The organism is Mucilaginibacter sp. P5_A4, assembly GCF_056400605.1.
The window spans coordinates 112,059-131,362 of sequence record NZ_JBFUKX010000001.1; the positions used below are offsets into that span (position 1 = coordinate 112,059).

Genomic DNA, 19,304 nt, shown 5'->3' on the forward strand with positions numbered 1-19,304 from the left:
TTATAAAACTAATACCAGTTACTATATAAATGGTATACCAGTGCCATCAGATCGACTTATTTTTGACGGGAAGCTGATATCGCTGAAACATTTAAGAATTTATATCACCGGTTAACTACCCGATGTCAACCACAATAAACAAAACGGAATATGATGAAAATAGCTAAAAACAATGATGCACTTTACGTTAGTTATAAAACAGTAACGGTTGGGGGCGTAGAACTATTTTACCGGGAGGCCGGAGATCCAAACAAATCCACTATCTTATTACTTCACGGGTTTCCGTCGTCGTCCCACATGTTCCGCAACCTGATCGAACAGCTCTCCACAGAATATCATTTGATCGCGCCGGACTACCCCGGTTTTGGCTATAGCAGTTGCCCGGGCCCTTCCGCTTTTGATTACTCCTTTGACCATTTGGCAGAGGTCATAGAGCAATTCATCGATGCCCTGAGGCTGCAGCATATTAGCTTTTATATGCAGGATTACGGCGGCCCGGTCGGTTTCCGGGTAATTAAAAAAAGGCCTGAACTGGTCAAAAGCCTGATCATTCAAAATGCCAATGTATTTTTAGAAGGCCTCGGGCCCGATGTACAGAAGATCGGAGCGCTGACAGCAGCCGGGGATTTCGCAGGCCTGGATGCGGCAATAGAGTATATGATGTCACTGGAGGGTATTAAGGAACAATATGTTTCAGGAACCCTGCACCCGGATCGTATCAGTCCTGACAGTTATTATACGGACCATTTCTTTTTTGGACAGCCCGGTAAAAAAGCCGTTCAAAAGATACTTTTTGCCAACTATGGCAGCAATTTCCCAAAATACCCGGAATGGCAGGCATATCTACGCCAGCACCAGCCCCCCGTGCTGATCGCATGGGGTAAAAATGATACCATTTTTCCGGGTTCCGGTGCTTTGGCCTATCAAAAGATGCTGCCGGATGCAGAGATCCATTTATTCGACGGGGGGCATTTTTTGCTTGAAGAATATGGAATAGAGGTTGCGAAGCTGATCAGATCTTTTTTGGAGAAAAAAGCGGCTGTATAAATCCAACAACTGTAATATCACTACTCCAATAATGTTGTACTGGACATGTCGGCGTCAATAAGCGCATGACCAAATAAAAATCTGGGCACCCACAGCGCCACACAATATTGACCACATTTCCTTCCAATTTCGGTTAAATAAAAGAAGACCGCCGGCTGCCCCGGCGATCTCTTTTACCCCTCGCAAATACTTCTGAATATTTGCTTCATATAGGGGAATATATGTCTTAAACTCCTGTTAATGAGGCTAATTAATTATATATCAATTTAATGATAACATGTATAATTAGCATGATATACAAAAAACTTCCCGGGTATCTACTTTTGAAATGTCGCCGGTGATGATCAACAATCCGGTAGAAATTTATCCAAATATTTAAATCATAAATTTTTTAGAATCATGAAAAATCAAACTACTTACCACTTTACCGACATCAACGGTGTCAACATTTTCTATCGCGAAGCAGGACCTAAAGATGCCCCAACCCTCGTATTACTTCATGGCTACCCGGCATCGTCGTTTATGTTCAGAAACCTGATCGACCAACTATCGGATAAGTACCATTTGATAGCAGCCGACTATCCGGGTTACGGCCGGAGCGAACAGCCTTCTATTGCTGAATTCGATTATACTTTTGACAATTATGCGGTAATTATCGAAGAGTTGCTAAGCAAGTTGAACATTACCAAGTACAGCTTGTACCTGATGGACTATGGTGCCCCGGTAGGTTGGAGAATCGCTTCAAAGCATCCTGAAAGGATCGATACGCTTATTGTTCAGAATGGTTGTGCCTATGAAGAAGGTTTGGAAACTTTCTGGGATCCGTTCAAAGCTTACTGGGCAGATCACAGCAATAAAGAAGCTGAACATACTTTAAGTACTTTCCACAATCCTGATGGCCTGAAATGGCAGTACACGCACGGTGTTCCTGATACTTCGGTGATCAGCCCTGATAACTGGGAAATGGACCTCCGCCACCTGGAAAGACCGGAGAACGGGCAGATTCAACTCGACATGTTCTATGATTACGGAACTAACCCGCCCAAATACCCGGAATGGCAGCAGTACTTCCGCGACCATAATCCGGAAATGCTGGTTGTCTATGGAAAAAATGACTACATTTTCCCGGTAAGTGGCGCTGAGGCATACAAGAAGGACGTCAAAAACCTGGAATATCACCTGTTCGATGCCGGTCACTTTGCGCTGGAAAGCCACGGCCATGAGATCGCTGAGAAGATCAAAGATTTCCTGGATCGCAAAGTTAAACAGTAACACCTCTCTTTTACAGGAACTGATGAAATGTAAGTCTCCCGCGACATGGCGGGAGACTTTAGAACCTATACGGCATTGCCTGAATAGGTTGCTCAGCCAAACATTTATCATAAGTATTAAACCATGAAGTCATCTATCAGAACGATATCCGAAACCATATACCTGGTGATCTTACGCTGGGGCGATTCCTCCAGGATGTTATTTACCGAAAGGATTCTCATAACCTGTTGCGGGTTGTTGAGCATAGGGGGTATGATCTTTCATTACGATAACGGGCCCATTAATTACCTGCTCGTTCCGGCGGTTGTTTTTGATATTGGCTTCCAGCATATATTCAGTAAAAGTCTGCAGGGAGAAATAACAACAATGCCAATAGGCATAACCTTGCTTTCGCCGAACCTCGCCCATTACTTTTTTGTAAGAAGGGGCGTTGAGGCAATTTTTAGAAGATCTAAAAAATGCGCTATTGTCATTTGTGGATTCCTTGGCAATACCTTACTGGGAACTTTGGGCATTGAGATCGCCGGGCTACGAGTGCTTTTGCTGCCCGCTGTAACCTTCCTTCAGTTTTCAATAAAGGAACTAACCCGAAAGGCGGGATATCGCACTACCTGACACAAACAATTTATAATAATTCACAAACCAATAAATAATAAAACAATGAAAAAGCTAATTGTATCATCCATAATTGCCCTGACATCCGTAATATGGCTGCACCAGCCTGTCCTTCAACAAAAAAGTGATTGTCCAGGTAATGCTTAACACCGACTTTTACGGGTAAAAAACTTGCCCCGACTGGTCTATGCCATAAAGATTTAGGGCTTTCTTGGTCTCTTCCCGACAGAAAAGAGTAGCCGACGGTTGCCGTAAGGAGCGTATAGGAAGCGATATGTAATTCGTATCTGAACGAGGCTCCCAGTATGGCTTTCGCCTGACCTGGAACGGTACGCACCCCTTCTAACCCAAAGCTAAAATGTGCACCATTGGCAGGTGAGGTTGACGATGAATCTTTCGAAAGAGTGCTGGATGTTTGCGCAAAACTGCTCCACGATGTGCCGCCTATTGCGGCTAATGTCAAATAGAATGTTTTTCATTAAGTTGTATAAAGTTATTGCAGTTGTACAGGGCGCCTGCTGTATTTCCGCGGTTTCAGATATTACGTATGCTGGACAAGGTTTATTACACAGGGGCTGTCTTAACATGCCTGATTCATGGATATTTAACAACTTTTAACAGGTTCAATACTTTAACATACGGCATGAAAATGACAAAAGTTATAATACGGATGATTAACCGGGAATGGGCATGGGCCAGCATTTTAATGCTTAAAACAGAAGTTTAGGCTATTTTAAGAATTACCTGTAAACGCGTGCATAGATATAGTCCAACTGAGATCTTCACAATAGCGTTTTACAGTTTATGTGTTAAGCAGTTCGGCCTGAATGACAGGAACTTCAACAGGGAATTTTAATATTATTGTCAGTCCTTTATTGCTGTCAACAGAAAAGGCACCTTTTAGCTGTGCCGTCAGCCCTTTTAAGAGTGTAATTCCGAGTGTCTTTGTACTTGCCAAGTCGTAATCGGCGGGTAATCCTACTCCATTATCGCTGATCTGCATTTCTATAAACATTCCTGTTCGTTTAACAAGGATTTTAATGGTTCCAATCTGGTCATTTGGAAATGCGTATTTAAGTGCATTGGTGACAATTTCATTTAATATGATACCAACAGGTATGGCCTGGGATACATCCAAAGCGATATCTTCAATCTCGCACACGATCGCCACATTATTAATTTTTTGATTTAAAGAACCGTTCAGCGAAAGAATCAATTCTTTAATGTAGGATGAAAGGTTGATCTGTGTAATATGCTCGGTTTTGTATAATTGATCGTGAATAAGCGCTATCGAGCGGACCCTGTTCTGGCTTTCCAGAATGGCCTGTTGCGCGCTTTCGTTAGACATATAAACGGATTGCGACTGCAGCAGGTTCATGACGATCTGTAAATTGTTTTTGACCCTGTGGTTAACCTCTTTTAAAAGCAGGTCTTTTTCCAATAACAATCTGTCCTTATCTTCCAAAAGCTCATTTTTGTCCGTTACCAGGTGTTGAAGAGCGGTATTCTTTTGATCGATCTCCGACTTTTGCCGGGTAAGCAAAATATTGCTGCGTTGCTTCAATCGATAACGGCTATAGATTAAACCGGTGATGGTCAACAGCATGATACAGCCGCCAATCGTTACGTTTTGGATTAATTGATTTCGCTTCAATCTGCTGTCTTTTATCTGCGCCTGCCGGGTAAGTGAGTCGATATGCCTGTTTTTCTCCAATGTTTCATTTTCAATATGCAAGAGAGAAATCTGGTATGCTCTTTCGACATTTTCGATGGAGTCCTTGATCTCCTGTTCTTTAAGAAAATGCTGCATGGCAGACTTCAAATCCCCCTTTAAGGAAACCAGCTTATAATAACGGTATTCGGCAGTTCTAATACCTGCAATATAATTCAGCTTGTGTGCCATGGTGGCATATAACTCCGTATAATGATAGGCAAGTTTCACCTGTCCTGTCTCCGAATAATAGGAAGCAAGCGAATTGTATGCATTCATGAGTTCTTTAACGTTACCACGGGGAATGCGCGCTATTAATTCTTTAACTTCCTGTGTATATTTCCCGGCCTGCGACAGGCGTTTTGCATAAATCAGGTTATTAAGAAAGTCAACGCTTACCGATAGTTTTTCCAGATCATTACCGGCCCGGCTTTTCATTTCATTGAGTATAGCTAAAGCTTTGGAGAGTTGGTTGGTGTGGGTGTATTCCAATGCGAGTGCCGAAGACTCTGTGTTAATAAAGTCCCTGTCGTTGTAGCGTTTAGCCATCCTCAGTACTTCGAGTGAGTACGGGATTGCCCGTCCATAATCTTCCATTTTGACATAGGTGGAAGCAATTAGATGGTTTATGACGCTAACCTGCAGGGTGGTATCATTAACCTCCCTGGCCGTTCTAAGAGCTAATAGGTTGTATTTTAGCGCATTGTTATAATCGCCCAATCTAAATGATGTCCTGCCGATATTCCAATAGATACCCTCTACAGTTCTGCGACTTACACCTTTTCCCAGATTTAAAGCTTCAAACAGTAACCTAAGTCCTTCCGTAGTTCGTCCCGCCTGGAATAGCAGGTCTGCGTTTGCTGTTAGCAGAAAGGAGAGCCAGAGGGCGTTTCGGTCTTTCCTGAATATGGAAATAGCCTTGTTAATGTAGAATATACGGTCAAGAAGGGTGATAGGGTCTGAAATCGGGTAGTACTGAGCGATAAGGTGATACGATCTTGCCTGCCCGTCACTATTATTGTGATTCTGCGCAAAAGCAAGTGCGTTTTTGGCAATCTTTAAGCCTTGCGCCCTGTCACTTCGTTCGTAAAAAGTTTCTGCACTAAGCAGCATAGCGTTGATGATGCCAAAGTGGTAATTTAGTTTACGGCTGAGAACTGCGGCTTGGGCTGCTAAGTTAATGGCCGAATCAATGTCTTTTTCTCCCTTAGTGGGTTTATAGATCATTAAATGCCCCAAGGCCAGTTGTAACTGAACTCTGTTTGTATCGGCGGTGCTGTTGGCCAATTTTTGCCTTAATACGGGCAAAGGCAATTCGTCGAAATTACTGGTTTGCGCGACTGACTGTATGGCAAATAGAAGCAAGAAAAGGCATAAAAATGCGTTTCTCATGAATTGTGTCGATTATAGGTTCATATAAGTCCGGAACCTTTATTTCCCGAATATAAAACAATAGCAATTAAATGTAAAATTACACCTGTATACGGTAGCCTTACCCTGTTTATCCCATTGATTGTAGGGTAGCTGACGAGGTACCTAATTGCTTTGAATATGTTATAAAAATACAGATATCAGTTGTCGTTTTTTTGATAAAACGGACTGAAACTCTTTACTTTTTCCGTTCGGGATCGCTGATAAGACGGTGTAACCATCACCTCGTCAGTGTTTTCAAAAAAATGGAGGTCAAAGTGAAAGATTTCAAAGGAACTGACCCGCCAGCCCGGGTCTTAAAGATCAACTTAGCGTTTTTCCTGCGGAAAGGGAATGAAGTGGCCGGCCCTGTTCTGCAGAGGGTCTGCTTTATAAAAGAGCAATATACTGCACTTTTTGCTTGGCTTCTTTGTAAAGTCTGAAACTAACATTAAAAAGTGTACTTTGCTGCACTTTTTAATGTTATTACAACTATAAATAATATATTTGTAGTAAATAGAGCAGCATAATGCACTTTGAAAAACTTATAAAGATGATAAAGGAGCGGCGGGAGTCACTCCAGGTTACACAAGAAACGCTGGCAGAATTGTCGGGCGTGGGATTGAGAACCGTTAAGCAATTTGAAAGCGGCAAAGGAAATCCAACATTGATAACGTTGCAAAAACTTGGAGATGCATTAGGCCTCGAAATAACCATGAAAATAAAGACGAAATCGAATAATTAATGAGAACGGCACAAGTATTATTTAAAGATGAAGCAGCCGGTACATTAACCCAGCATGACGATGGATCGTTCTTATTTGCGTATGATCCTTCCTGGGTCGACGATCCGGGCAAAGCGGCCATTAGCCTTACTTTGCCAAAGAGACACGAAGCATATCATTCCGAATTTCTTTTCCCCTTTTTTTATAACATGCTGCCGGAAGGCTCCAATAAGCAGGTCGTGTGTAAACTCAACCGCCTGGACCGGGATGATTATTTCGGGTTATTGATGACTATTGCAAAAAACGATACCATCGGCGCGGTAACCATACATAAAGTTGAAAACGAATGAGTATACCAGAAATTGAATATTGCCCCGGCACATTAGCGTCCGGTTACGATACTTATAGCCGTACTTGCCTCGTCCGCGTTTTCAATGGCAAAAAGGTCAGCCACATTCTACCTTACGATTCACCCGCTTCTAATCCGGAAACTGATGAATTATTTGAAGAAAACAGGAAACGAATGTCCATCTCAGGTGTACAGGAGAAATTCTCGGTCTTGCTGGAAAAGAACAAACTTAGGCTGATTAGCGAGAGGGAGCGCGGAAAATATATTCTTAAACCGATTCCAAATGCTGGCCGAAAATCGGATCAGATGCCGGCAAATGAGCATGTAACGATGCAAATCGCCCGCCAGGTCTACAGTATTGAAACTGCCGAGAATGCCCTGATTTTTTTTAAAAATGGCGCGCCTGCATATATTACCAAGCGGTTCGACGTTAAGCCGGATGGCAGCAAACTGGCGCAAGATGATTTTGCTTCGCTTGCAGGCAGGACACCTCAAACGCACGGTGAACATTATAAATACGAAGGAAATTACCTTGAGCTATTCCAACTGATGGAAAAATTCGTGCCGGCATATAAACTCGAAGCACCAAAGCTATTGAAACTATTAATTTTCAATTATTTATTCTCGAATGGAGATGCCCACTTTAAGAATTTCTCGTTACTGGAAACGCCGCTTGGCGATTACCGTTTCAGCCCTGCTTATGATCTATTGAATAGTCGCATTCATATAAACGACCGGGACTTCGCACTTGATGACGGTCTATTACCAAAAAACATGGCACAAGGTAAATTAAGCCATCAATTCAGTGTGTTGGCCAGGGAAGCAGGTATCGCGGAAAAAGTATTTAATGAAATGATGGAATTAATGGTTTCACAATCAGACGTTGTTGAGCGGTTCACATTTTCCTCGTTCTTAGAAGAAACCACAAAATGGCACTACTGGCAATCCTATCAAGGCCGGCTCAAACAATTGCAAAAGAAATAAGAAAGCTTGTGAACAACCGAGCCTTATTCAACGCTTAAGCAACAAAAGCGCTTAGCCGGATCAAATGTCAAGGGCGGGCCAACCGCTGGAAGCGGACACAACGGCCCGCTTGTGTACCCTTGACGTTTGATTCCGGCGTGGGCTATCTTCGCGACTGCGGTGAATAAGGATTTTATTTTTTCTCACCAGGAGGAAAATCCACAATGCATAACTGTGGCTTGTCAATTAAACAACCGTTGCTTTTTATTCCAAATTTCCAGGTATAGTGCCTTTTTTTTGGGGCTCAGGAATGATGCTTCAATCATCTTACCAACCTCCTTATTACCGGAGGAAAATTTGTTATAGGTATTCCGAACGGCGGTTTCAGGTATATTCATACTTCTTGCCAACACATCAAAATCAGATAATCCAATTCTTTTCTTTTTGCCGTTTATCGTCAGGGCCAGTTCTTCATCGTCCTGTGGATTAACAAGATTTACATTTAAAAGGTCATAGGCAGGGCTTAGGCTTACTCCTTCGTCCCCGTACAGCACAGAGAAGTTCTTCAGGTGCATATCATTGTTGCCTGTCAAAAAAGAAAATAACACCAGTTCAAAATAAGTCAGCGCATCAAAACCAGTTTGAGTACAGTATTTCAGGATAAGCTTACCGATCTTTTCATAAGATCCCTTGTATTTATTTTCTGTTAAAAATTCAGAAAGCTGGCAGAAATCTTCCATGTGAACCTTATGGCCTTTCACCCGGTCAAATCTACGGGCAAGATAAACCAAACTGCCGTCTGATGCCTCCATTAAAGTATGATCACAAGTTGGCATTTTAAACAGGCTTGCCAAATGCATAGTCAGATCTTCTGATTGCGGCATTTCCGGAAAATCAGGATGCTGCGGTTTAAGTATGTATTCTCCCCAAAGTCCTACTATAGTCAGACGGTTGTGCCCCTTCGTTTTTTTCAGGGTAACAGAAAGCTTGGGCTGAACTCCGGTTACAGCGATCCTCTCGTTGATGGTCTGTTCGGCCAATGTTTTAAAAAGTTTATTATTCAATTCCAGCTCAGGGACCTTAGCCGTACCGAAAAATCGCCTTGAACATTTTTCATGATAAGACGATGTACCTGCATCCTGATAACAAAACCAACAATTTGCCATAGCTTAATCTATTTCGGGAATAACCGTTACAGCTCCGATTGCATCCCTGCATGTTAATAGTAATAATTCAAACCGGTCATTGCTTTTGACCTTCCAGTGTGTTGTTGCCAAATCCAGCAGCCAACCTTCCGGTATCAAGCCATCGAAAAAAGCAAACAATACTTTACTTTCATATTTCCGGGTTGACAATGGCAGCGTTAAGCTTACCGGCTTTGCGTTCTTATTCTCTAAATAATCAGCCTGGTAAGTAAATTCGTAACCATCATCAGTTTCCGCTAGTACACCAGCCAGCGTGTCCTGAAAATACACCAAACCTTTCCTACTCATCATTTTTTACCTTTAATACCACTCCGAGTTCTGCGCCAAATAACATCAACACCTGATTCACTTTATCCATCCGCAATGTTGGTTTTCCCTGTTCCATCTCACGAACAACCCTAAGCCCAACACCTGCCTTTGCCGCCAAGTCTTCCTGTGTAAGATTTAACGACTTCCTTTTTTTCTTCAAATACTCTGACAACATATTTATACCCTTTCGGGTACAAATATAACCTAAATTTGTTAACTATACCCTATCGGGACCATACCTTCTATTAATGTCATAATTATACCCTATCGGGACTATATAGTAAAATTATGCTTGTTTTATACCCTATCGGGATTAGTGGTTAGTTTAAAAAAAATCCAATACTGTTACTCTAAGTACCAGTACGCTCTTTTACCATTCAGATTTTCAAATAACGGGGCCTGATGAATCAGCATCGCTACACACTTTTCCGTGACAAATCCTATAAGTTAAAGTTTTAAATTATTCGATAAACGTTTAGCATATCCCGAACGGATCGTTGAAATTTATGGTGTAAACGGAAAGTGTTTTTGTATTAATGTGTCCTGAATACTATGGGTATTAGGAGAGCGACTTTTCTGTAGGGTTTCTGTCAACAAACAATATTCAGATAGCCAATAATGGGATGATAAAAAGTGCAAAAATATTCGGCGAATAAGAAAAGTAATAAGTCAACCCAATTGTTAATTGATCAATTAACAATCGGTAATGTCGATTTTATCATTTGTTAAGTACGTTCTGAACCATTGTTTATTGACAAAAAGACATCCATACTATAACTTTAACCAGATGGGATAAAACTCACGTTTTAGCTAAAAATTGCGAAAAAAGGGTAGGTAAAGCAACTTCATTTGTGATGTATATTAATCCATTTATTAAGGTAGAACGACCTTTTTTGTAATGTAGATCAACTCATTTTGTAATGTAATCGATTGATAAAAGATTTTCAGGAGCATAACTTTAATCTGATAAAATACAGTGTTAACACTTTAGCAAAAAATTGCAAAGAAAAGGATAGATAAGATAAGTGCACGATCATCTGAAATAAGGAAACAGATAAGTAGGAGAAAATTAAAAGGATACTTCGCCGGAAGATTCTCCCGATACATATCAGAATAAATGGTTCGGTTATGATGAAACTGCTGTCATAGAGAGAAGAATTTTTTTACAGGGGTAAAGGGTAGTAACTATTTTTTACTTTTTTTCATCGCGAAGAACCCCAAAAGAGCCGATTTATGCAATAATTGTTGGCGTTGAAGTGATAATCAGGCAAATTATTGGGTGTTTGCTCCCTTTTTCGCTCCCAAAAGTTACCACCCTTTTACCACTGTTTTCGCATTAAAAAAATGCATTTATTCAACCCTGAAAAAAAATTTACGCATGTCACACTTTTGAATATAAATAACGCCGAGATTAAGCAGCTTAATTAAATAAGCTATTGCAATATTAAAATTATCTATGATTAAACACATCTAAGGCAGACTCCTGATACAGATAGGGGGCAGCCAGATTTTTAGCAAGCCTATGAAAAACCCTATCATCTTATATTTTTCTTCTCCGGTTATTTCCCGGAGCCCCATTCGTCAAAAACCGCCAGGGTACAGTCATTACCCGGTAAACTATACCGATGCCGAGTTGATCCGACTGGAAGGGGGTACATTACTTCGCCAGTATCATAGCCATTACCTGTTTTATATTGAATTGTATGAATTTAAACTGGACAAGGAGTTGTCTCTGAGTTACCAGGTGGAGGAATCAGCCCTGTTTCTTTTTTTCATGTTGGAGGGGTACATTCGTTTTTCCACTCCCGATGGTACGCTCATTACCGAAGCAGACAAGGGCACATGCTATGCCACATTCAACAAGCCAGGCGAGTATATTGGCCAGCTACAGCCGGGCATTCACCGTATCTTTTACATCGCTCCAAGAATGGAGTGGCTGAAAAAAGATATCGGCCAATATCCCCAACTAAAGATATTTGTTTTTGACCTCGATAATGGCAATTCTTTATATGGACATATGCCCCGATGCCCGATAGCAGGACCGATCTACCGGACATTGCTCCAGTTATACGAGCTGAATGATCATAAGGCAGCTGATATTGAAGCAGAGCTGCTCCGGTTCTTCAAACAGTTACTGGCCCAATACGACGAGATGGTTTCGATCAAATTGGAACAACCGGTATACCGCGTTAAAAACTTTCTGGAAAAAAACTATACAGACTCCGAACTCAGCAACCAAACACTGATCCGGACTTTTCATATCACGGAGAAAACGCTGATCGAAAACTTCAAAGAAGAATTTGGCACCACACCCCATGCATTCCTGATCAATCTGCGTTTACAGAAGGCAAAACAATTGTTTGCGGCGGGCCAGCTATCCACCAATGAAGTATATATGTTAGTGGGATATAAGGATGTGCAAAGTTTTCGCATACAGTTCAAGAAATTTTTCGGATACCCGCCTTCTGATAGTCTTTAGGGCTTGTTTTATGCCCATTCTCCCTTTTTTCTCAAAAACAGGCATAAAAAAACTTACCCTTTTTAGTGGTTTCCCTCCCTTATTATCTCTGTTTTTTTATGCTTTAGGGGAAAACAGATACCGAGATTTACTAAACGCAACGATCAATACCGTTGCAAAGATACGTAAGGAGAGTACCGGGAGCCGAGCCGCCATTTCCTGGCGGTAAAGTATCAGCAACATGATAGCAGCCCCTAAAGTAAAAACTATCAGAGGGATATCCGGCCGGTACTGTTAAGATGGCACCGGATGCTGATGCATGGAACGCGGGTACAGCGATAAAGTGCACAAACCCAGGACAGGTGACGCCAAGGCTGCGCCGCTGGTGTTAAGTTAATTAACAAGAAAAAATGTAGAGGATGAAAACGTTTGATGCAGCAACAATCAGGGACATGGCAGAGGATTATAACTCAAAGGTCATGCTGGCCGCTATGGCAGCACTTTGCATCCGTTTTATCCGGAGGTACATGGCAGCATGTCTGTGGTTTTATACCATCAACATCCGGCCTCTTTTTAATCATGCTTACGTCCGAAAGAGAATTACCCACACCAGTGTTCACGACCGTAAAGATGCATTATTCACGAAAAACCCGAATAGCCGTGCCGGGCTATTCGGGCAAATGGAAACAGCAGCACCCAGGGCGCAAAAGTTTCCGGTGAGGCCTGCCTAAAGGCAAAACGTCACATAACTATACGAATATAAAGTTTTTGGAGCCCTTTTTTGCTATTATAAAAAGTTCATACCTGTGAAAAAAATCACATTAAAAAATAAAAAAGTATGGCTGGGAGCTATACTTTCATTAGCCTTCGTGGCAATTATAGGCGTAGCTTTCGCCTTTAAACCGGATGTAAAAAAAGCAGTTCCGGTTAATACCACAAAGGCAGCAGCCCTGTATTGGTATCATGTAGATGCAAGTACCAATGAAACAACAGGGGCCTACTCTTACAACGATACCAAAGCAAATGTTATTAATGCCCAAAGTTGCAAGGACAATGCAAATCAGCCTATTTGTTTATTTGGGTCCACAAACGCGTCATTGCCGGTGGGCACCGATGTTGGGTCGCCGGCTCCCGATAGCCGGATACTGGAAAGGAATTAAGACCCAGTTTCCGGTATAATTTTATTGACAGGGAAATTGGCATATCGCCAACTTCCCTGTTTTTTTAGTGTTAAAACCTTAATTTTCTTTTAGAGAAAGAACAGTTAAATCAACATCTTTTTCAACCAGATCAAGATCATAAATTTTCAAGGCACTACGCAGATTTCCTAAAGCAATCCCGTCCAATGCATCTGCTTTGAATTGAATATCGATATTGCCATTGTACCCCGTTTGATCTACAAAAGGTTTTTTGAGCCCGTATTCTATCAACGCTGTCAGCCTTTTCGAGAATTTGCTGAATGGCTGATTGATTAAAGAACGCGTTGGGCCATAGTCTTTACCTATCCTGTCTGCGTTGAAAAACGAATCAAGGGGTTTATGCCCCTGTGTTTTTATTTTATCAATATTACTTGTTCTGACCAGGACAAGGCATCTTACCGGTCTTTTTTCAATACCGGCATTTAAGTGAAAAGCGCGGTTTAAATCCTCCTTCATTAGCTCATAAGGATTATACGGTTTGTCACTGGGAATGGAAGATTGGTACCAATAAAGATTATTCTTCTGCCATACCTGTTCATCATAGCCGTGAAGGTTCTTAGGCTTGATGTAGCTGCTCGAATCTTTTGTTTGAACAACTGTCCTGCCTGGTCTGAAAAACCCATACTTCCCGTTTGTTAATCCTTCCCATGCCCTTTGATACAAAAACATAATGGTTCCACCTTCTGAAAAACTTTGACCAATTTTAGATTTCTCTAACTTAAGGCCCAGATCCGCGCCCTTATAGATATAGGAGGAATATACCATATCATCGCTCCAGCGTTTATCAAACAAGGATTCAACGTAATTATTCTTAACAGCTTCGGGGACTTTCATTGTTTTATTGAAAAGGACAGCCTCAATATGGGATTGTGTAATTGGCACATCATCTAACAGCATCTTTCCATCTTTTCCTATCCAAACGATGTAAGGATTACCCTGGTGAGGGAAGGTTTTTTGCAGTATGGTATCGCCTGTAATAAACGGCAAGGAAGGCAGGTAAACTTTTGAATGGCTTTTGAAAAACCGCCTGATAGAATCCCTGTCTAGGGGATTAACCGGAATTATCTGAATTTCATTATTGAACATTTTTTGCAAAGAATCAAGCTTTGGAAATTCCTCAATGCATGGAATGCAGAACACGCCCCAAAAATCCAGTATGACCAGCTTACCGCGCAAGTCAGATAATTTGATTTCTGCATTGCTGCTGTTAAATATGTTTTTGAATGTAATATCGGGCACTTCGTCACCTACTGTTAACGGCTTATTTTGCGCTTTCAGACAGGTCTTATTTATTAAAACGATCAGTATGATCAGATGTAACAGGACAATTGACTTTCTCATGGTGTTGAACTTTGGCTGATGCTATTAATAACCGGTGTTTTGTATCAGTTTAACATTGTAGGTTAACTGATCTAAAGGGAGGGGAAATAAGGCTGCATAAGGTTTCCAGTCAGGCTTTTCAGCCCCAAGAATGCTATCTATGGTTCCCCATCTTTTCAAATCAAACCAGCGGTTACCCCACTCTGTAAAAAGCTCTAAGCGCCTTTCCTTTTGTATCGCCAGTACGCAATCTGCCTGTGACATGGAAGTGGGGTAGGCAGACAAGCCAGCCCTGGTATGAATTATATTCAGATCATTGACTGCTCCAGGCAAATTGGTGTTTTGTTGTGCCCTTGCCTCTGCGCGGATTAAATATTGTTCAGCAAGCCTGAAAACCACATTGTATTCAGTAATAGAGGTTGTGCTGCTGTTTTTAAACTTGTTGGGATAATAATAAGTCGCACCGCCGATAGTGTTGCTACCCAGCCAATTGGTTTTGCGCTTATCATTGGCATCAAACAAATTGAGTAAATAGGAATTTATGGCGAATGTCGGTTCCACATCAGATGATTCGGGGACAAAAGCGCTGGCCTCAGCCGAATTTGCGGCATTGTTTGCCGGTGCGATCTCCCAAATGGTTTCCCCACTGTTGATCAGGAAAACAGCATTTAGATCAGGCAGAATATTATACAGGTTTGAGTTGATAACAGCTGAAGACTGCACTTCTGCGTTAACCCAGTCTTTTTTAAATAAATATATCTTTGCCAGTAATGCAGTGGCCGTTAGTTTATTGGGCCTTAGCTTACCTGTGCTTGGATATGTATCTGTAAGCAGCCCCTGTGCATCGGTCAGGTCAATGATCATTTGCTGATAAACCTGTGAAACCGGCGTTCTTCCGGCAATAGCATTTTGCGCATAATCAGGGGAGGTAATCAAGGGAACATCGCCATACAGGTTAACCAAATAAAAATATATCAGTGCCCTGACCACTTTCATTTCCCCTTTTAACTGATCCTTAACTGACGAAGTAAGGCCGTTGCTTTTATCCAGTCCCTGCAGAATAGTATTAGTGCGGTATATGGTGTTATAGGCTGTAGACCAGAAATCACTGATATTCCCATCGTTTGACAGGATATTATTATTGTAATATGGATCGTAAGTCGAGCTTGATGAGGTATTGTAAATCTCATCGGCAGTAAGCCCCGTGTAAATACTAATGCCACCATTGGCAAAAGATGGGTTACCGGAACGCATCTGAACATAAACGCCGCTTACCGCGGAAAGGGCAGTATTGTCATTTGAAAAAATTGCATCTGTAGCGATTAACTGTGGTGAGGGGGCAATGTCGACAAATTTTTTACAGGCTGACATAGCCATGCCCAGCAATAAAATGAGCAGTAGCTTTTTATATAGGATTTTCATGTTGTAATGTTTAAAGGGTTAGTTGGATACCTGCGGTAACTGTTCTTAATGGAGGCAGTACAAAAAAGCTTTGGTTTTCAGGGTCGGCTCCGATGTAATTGGTCATCGTCAAAAGGTTCTGTCCCTGTAAATAGATCCTGCAATTAACCAAATGCAGCTTTTTCAGTAACGATTGCGGAATACTATAAGACAGCGATACGTTTTTAAGGCGTATATAAGAAGCATCTGAATAGATCGCGTTTGAACTTCGCAGGTAAAGATTGGAAGCTGTTAATGCAGGGCCGCCTGCACTGGTAAACTTTTGTATGTCGGCGATATCTCCGGGATTTTGCCAGCGGGATAAGACGATTACAGGTTGATTATAATACTTGTACCCCGGAACGGTTCCGGCAAGGTTCGACAGGTAATTAACGCCGTTTTGTTTTTTAAACTCGAAAAATATATCCAGCTGGAAATTTTGATAACTTACACTGTTCTGAAATCCACCATAAAATTTAGGGTCGGTGTTAACAAGCGTGTTCCTGTCTGCCTGATTATACTTTCCATCATTATTAACATCCTGGAACTGATAAACGCCGGTTTGCGGATCAACACCTAAATAGTGATAAACCAACCTGCTCGATACGGACTGGCCAATAATATAGGTACCGGCATAGGTTGAACTTTCCAATCCAGGAAATGCAAGTAGCTGATTTTTAGGTATGGTTAAATTAAATGAGCTGTTCCAGGTAAAGGCGTGTGAACTGATGTTTTTACTGCTTAACTGAAACTCCCAGCCTTTATTGACAATAGTGGCATTGAGATTCTCTAATATGGATGTAAAACCGGTTTGTGTCGGTAAAGTATAGTTAACAAGCTGGTTCTTTGAAAGCGATCTGAAATAAGCGGCAGACAATAATATCCGGTTATTTAAAAAACCTAAATCCAATGCAAGCTCAGCCTTTTTATTTTTCTCCCACTGAAAAGACGGATTATACAGCGAAGTCGGATTTAAACTGCTGACGTTTTGATAAGTGTCGGACACCGGTGTCCAGGTATCCAGGTATTGATAATCGCCGATCTGGTCATTACCTGTAATGCCATAGCTTCCCCTGAGTTTCCCGAAACTGATGATGTTACTAAGCTTATTTTTTATAAATTTCTCTTCCGAAAAAATCCAGGCGGCTCCTAACGCTGCAAAATTACTGAACCTGTTTTGTGGGCCAAACCGGCTCGAACCATCTCTTCTGCCGCTTATATTTATGATATATTTATCCTGTAAGTTATAATTTATCCTCCCATAGATTCCTTCATACCGGTACTGGCTGTAACTATTGTTGCTCTGTATAGTACCTGCCGCTGCTATGGAATTTAACAGCAGATCATTATTGTAATTTGTGGCGGCTACGGTCAGGCCGTTGCTGGATTGATCCTGCCATGTTCCCCCGATCAGGACATCCAATTTTCCAATACCGAGCGTTTTTGTGTACTGGGCTTGTGGTTCAATTATCCAGCTTTGGAATGTCCGATTTGCAAAATTACTATAAGGTAGTTGCAACGAATAGGGATTAATAGATGTGCTTGGAAAAGTAGCGACCTCATTACTGTTTACCAAGTTATACCCCATGCTTACTTTTAGGAGAAGATCAGGTATGATATGATATCCGATCATTAAATTGCTATTCAGGTTGTTAAACTTTCCTGTGTAATTCTGATACTGAAACGCAAGCGGATTGGGGTTCAGGATACCGAGGCTCGAATAAGCCTTGCCTCCTTCTGCCCAGTTTAACTTCCCGTCAGGCGTGTACAATTGCAGCATTGGGTTCGAGTTGATATAGCTGCTGAGGTCAGTCGTTGTCAGGTTATTTTTATTGGTGGCATAACCTGCGGTGAATGCAATGTTCAATTTATTATCAGTTGAATGATGATTTAGGCTCAAATGAAGGGAACCGCGTATATCGCCCAAATCAGTTGGGAATACGGTTGTTTCATGATGATAGCCCCCTCCGATAATAAATTGTGTATTAACATTCCCTCCTGATAAGGAAAGCTGTGCATCAGTCGTATGAGCAGTACCTCCGATCAATAGTTTTTTAAAGTCTGTATACCTCGTGGTATCCCAAAGCAGCAGGTCAGGCGCATTTGTTGTCGTTGGTGTAAGCCCGCTATTTTTGAACCCTTCCCGCCGCATTTGCAAATACTGCTGCGTATTCAGCATATCCATTGTCCGTGACACTTTGCTCACACCGGAATAGGTATTGAAGTTCACTTTAACAGATCCGGGTTTACCTTTTTTGGTGGTTATTAAGATCACTCCGTTAGCACCCCTGCTACCGTAGATAGCTGTTGCATCGGCATCTTTCAATATCTCGATGCTTTCTATATCAGCAGGATTAATTAATTGGAAAGGGCTCATGCCGGTGCCGCTTGAAGAAGAACTGGCAGCAGATGAAATCTGGTTTAAAGCAGAATTACCGGTTACAAATGGAACACCATCAACAATGTAAAAAGGGTCTGAACCTTGTAAAAGTGAGCTTTGTCCGCGAATCTGAACCTTAAATCCTGCTCCGCTAACCCCGCTGCTTTGTGTGACAGATAATCCGGGTACGCGCCCTTCTAATGCTGCTAAAGGATTAGATACAGGTTGTTTTTCAATGTCGGCTGCTTTGACAGAGGATACATTACCTGTACTTAGTCTTTTAGTCGTGGTTCCATAAGCGATTATTTGTACTTCATCCAATAACCCAGTATTGTTCTTTAAACGGATGTTGAATTGTTGTTTTTGAAGTTCGGATAGTCGTATTTCTATTAGTTGATAGCCTATGAAACTAATTACAAGTATGTCATTTGTAGAAACAGGGCCAATCGTATAAGTTCCGTCTACGGCTGTATTTACGGCAATTGAGCCTCCTTTTAATTTAACGGTTGCTCCGGGAAGCGGGGTGCCCTGTTCATCAGTGACTTTTCCGGTGATGATTTGACCTTGTGGCTTATTTATGATTTGTCCTGCCGCCCTGAAAAAAAGGCAAAGCGCGGCCAGCACTATAAAAAGTATAGTTTTTTTCATGAAATTTCTTTAGTTGAGTTGATTAAAAGATTAGTCAGATAAGACTATGAAAAGGAAAACGACAACCTGAAATTGACTATTAACTATTAAGCTGATCTTAGGTTGCCGTTTACCCTGGCAACTCAATCCGGAGATTTGATGATGTTTTTAAACCGGTTTTTAAGAAATTGAGATCGAATTTCTTGAAGAAATGAAAAATGCACTAAATGACCGTCGCTGTAAATAGCAGTCCTTGCATAACCGAAGTGCGACAG

At 41.5% G+C, this 19,304-nt stretch carries 17 protein-coding genes; 9 read left to right on the forward strand and 8 right to left on the reverse strand.

The window, feature by feature from the left end; genetic code table 11:
- Positions 1–150 precede the first annotated feature (150 nt).
- The 3 genes from AC1DQW_RS00480 (at position 151) to AC1DQW_RS00490 (ending at position 2,934) form a co-directional block, all read left to right on the forward strand.
- Positions 151–1,047 (forward strand): alpha/beta fold hydrolase, encoded by an 897-nt coding sequence (locus AC1DQW_RS00480; RefSeq protein WP_477452339.1) that lies wholly within the window; start codon positions 151–153, stop codon positions 1,045–1,047.
- Between the two features lie 399 nt (positions 1,048–1,446).
- On the forward strand, positions 1,447–2,319 hold the full coding sequence (locus AC1DQW_RS00485) for an alpha/beta fold hydrolase (RefSeq protein ID WP_477452340.1): 873 nt from the start codon (positions 1,447–1,449) through the stop codon (positions 2,317–2,319).
- 123 nt (positions 2,320–2,442) lie between these two features.
- A complete protein-coding gene (locus AC1DQW_RS00490; RefSeq protein WP_477452341.1) occupies positions 2,443–2,934 on the forward strand; it encodes a hypothetical protein in 492 nt (163 codons plus the stop codon).
- Positions 2,935–2,944: 10 nt separating this feature from the next.
- On the opposite strand, the gene AC1DQW_RS00495 is transcribed toward AC1DQW_RS00490, so the two are convergent.
- Positions 2,945–3,397 (reverse strand): hypothetical protein, encoded by a 453-nt coding sequence (locus AC1DQW_RS00495; RefSeq protein WP_477452342.1) that lies wholly within the window; start codon positions 3,395–3,397, stop codon positions 2,945–2,947.
- Between the two features lie 339 nt (positions 3,398–3,736).
- Complete coding sequence (locus tag AC1DQW_RS00500; RefSeq protein WP_477452343.1) at positions 3,737–6,037, reverse strand: histidine kinase dimerization/phosphoacceptor domain -containing protein; 2,301 nt, start codon at positions 6,035–6,037, stop codon at positions 3,737–3,739.
- Between the two features lie 547 nt (positions 6,038–6,584).
- On the opposite strand from AC1DQW_RS00500, the gene AC1DQW_RS00505 reads away from it, so the two are divergent.
- From AC1DQW_RS00505 to AC1DQW_RS00515, 3 genes are read left to right on the forward strand one after another with little or no spacing between them, the layout of a single operon-like run.
- Positions 6,585–6,800, forward strand: coding sequence for a helix-turn-helix domain-containing protein (locus AC1DQW_RS00505; RefSeq protein ID WP_477452344.1), 216 nt, complete (start codon positions 6,585–6,587; stop codon positions 6,798–6,800).
- Positions 6,800–7,129, forward strand: coding sequence for a HipA N-terminal domain-containing protein (locus tag AC1DQW_RS00510; RefSeq protein ID WP_477452345.1), 330 nt, complete (start codon positions 6,800–6,802; stop codon positions 7,127–7,129). Before AC1DQW_RS00505 ends, AC1DQW_RS00510 begins: the two co-directional genes overlap by 1 nt.
- The gene (locus tag AC1DQW_RS00515) at positions 7,126–8,112 is read left to right on the forward strand and encodes a type II toxin-antitoxin system HipA family toxin (protein WP_477452346.1); all 987 of its coding nucleotides are present in this window, start codon (positions 7,126–7,128) and stop codon (positions 8,110–8,112) included. Before AC1DQW_RS00510 ends, AC1DQW_RS00515 begins: the two co-directional genes overlap by 4 nt.
- Before the next feature lie 221 nt (positions 8,113–8,333).
- Here AC1DQW_RS00515 and AC1DQW_RS00520 read toward each other — a convergent pair whose 3' ends face one another.
- From AC1DQW_RS00520 to AC1DQW_RS00530, 3 genes are all read right to left on the reverse strand, one after another.
- On the reverse strand, positions 8,334–9,131 hold the full coding sequence (locus AC1DQW_RS00520) for a HipA domain-containing protein (RefSeq protein ID WP_477452347.1): 798 nt from the start codon (positions 9,129–9,131) through the stop codon (positions 8,334–8,336).
- 129 nt (positions 9,132–9,260) lie between these two features.
- A complete protein-coding gene (locus AC1DQW_RS00525; protein WP_253952241.1) occupies positions 9,261–9,587 on the reverse strand; it encodes a HipA N-terminal domain-containing protein in 327 nt (108 codons plus the stop codon).
- Positions 9,577–9,780 carry a helix-turn-helix transcriptional regulator gene (locus AC1DQW_RS00530; protein WP_477452348.1) on the reverse strand — a complete coding sequence of 68 codons (204 nt, stop codon included), beginning with the start codon at positions 9,778–9,780 and terminating at the stop codon, positions 9,577–9,579. Before AC1DQW_RS00530 ends, AC1DQW_RS00525 begins: the two co-directional genes overlap by 11 nt.
- Positions 9,781–11,127: 1,347 nt before the next feature.
- Between AC1DQW_RS00530 and AC1DQW_RS00535 the strand changes: the two genes are divergently transcribed.
- The 3 genes from AC1DQW_RS00535 to AC1DQW_RS00545 all read left to right on the forward strand — a co-directional run bounded on the left by AC1DQW_RS00535 (position 11,128) and on the right by AC1DQW_RS00545 (position 13,223).
- Positions 11,128–12,084 (forward strand): helix-turn-helix domain-containing protein, encoded by a 957-nt coding sequence (locus AC1DQW_RS00535; RefSeq protein ID WP_477452349.1) that lies wholly within the window; start codon positions 11,128–11,130, stop codon positions 12,082–12,084.
- Positions 12,085–12,482: 398 nt separating this feature from the next.
- Positions 12,483–12,794 carry a hypothetical protein gene (locus tag AC1DQW_RS00540; protein ID WP_477452350.1) on the forward strand — a complete coding sequence of 104 codons (312 nt, stop codon included), beginning with the start codon at positions 12,483–12,485 and terminating at the stop codon, positions 12,792–12,794.
- A gap of 75 nt (positions 12,795–12,869) precedes the next feature.
- Positions 12,870–13,223 carry a hypothetical protein gene (locus tag AC1DQW_RS00545; RefSeq protein WP_477452351.1) on the forward strand — a complete coding sequence of 118 codons (354 nt, stop codon included), beginning with the start codon at positions 12,870–12,872 and terminating at the stop codon, positions 13,221–13,223.
- 78 nt (positions 13,224–13,301) lie between these two features.
- Here the strand turns inward: AC1DQW_RS00545 and AC1DQW_RS00550 are convergent, their stop codons facing one another.
- The 3 genes from AC1DQW_RS00550 to AC1DQW_RS00560 are packed head-to-tail and all read right to left on the reverse strand — an operon-like array spanning position 13,302 to position 19,050.
- Entirely contained in the window at positions 13,302–14,603 is a 1,302-nt protein-coding gene (locus tag AC1DQW_RS00550; protein ID WP_477452352.1) for a TlpA family protein disulfide reductase, read from the reverse strand.
- A 24-nt stretch (positions 14,604–14,627) separates the two neighbouring features.
- Positions 14,628–16,004 carry a RagB/SusD family nutrient uptake outer membrane protein gene (locus AC1DQW_RS00555; RefSeq protein ID WP_477452353.1) on the reverse strand — a complete coding sequence of 459 codons (1,377 nt, stop codon included), beginning with the start codon at positions 16,002–16,004 and terminating at the stop codon, positions 14,628–14,630.
- Positions 16,005–16,014: 10 nt separating this feature from the next.
- Entirely contained in the window at positions 16,015–19,050 is a 3,036-nt protein-coding gene (locus AC1DQW_RS00560) for a SusC/RagA family TonB-linked outer membrane protein (protein WP_477452354.1), read from the reverse strand.
- Positions 19,051–19,304 lie beyond the last annotated feature (254 nt).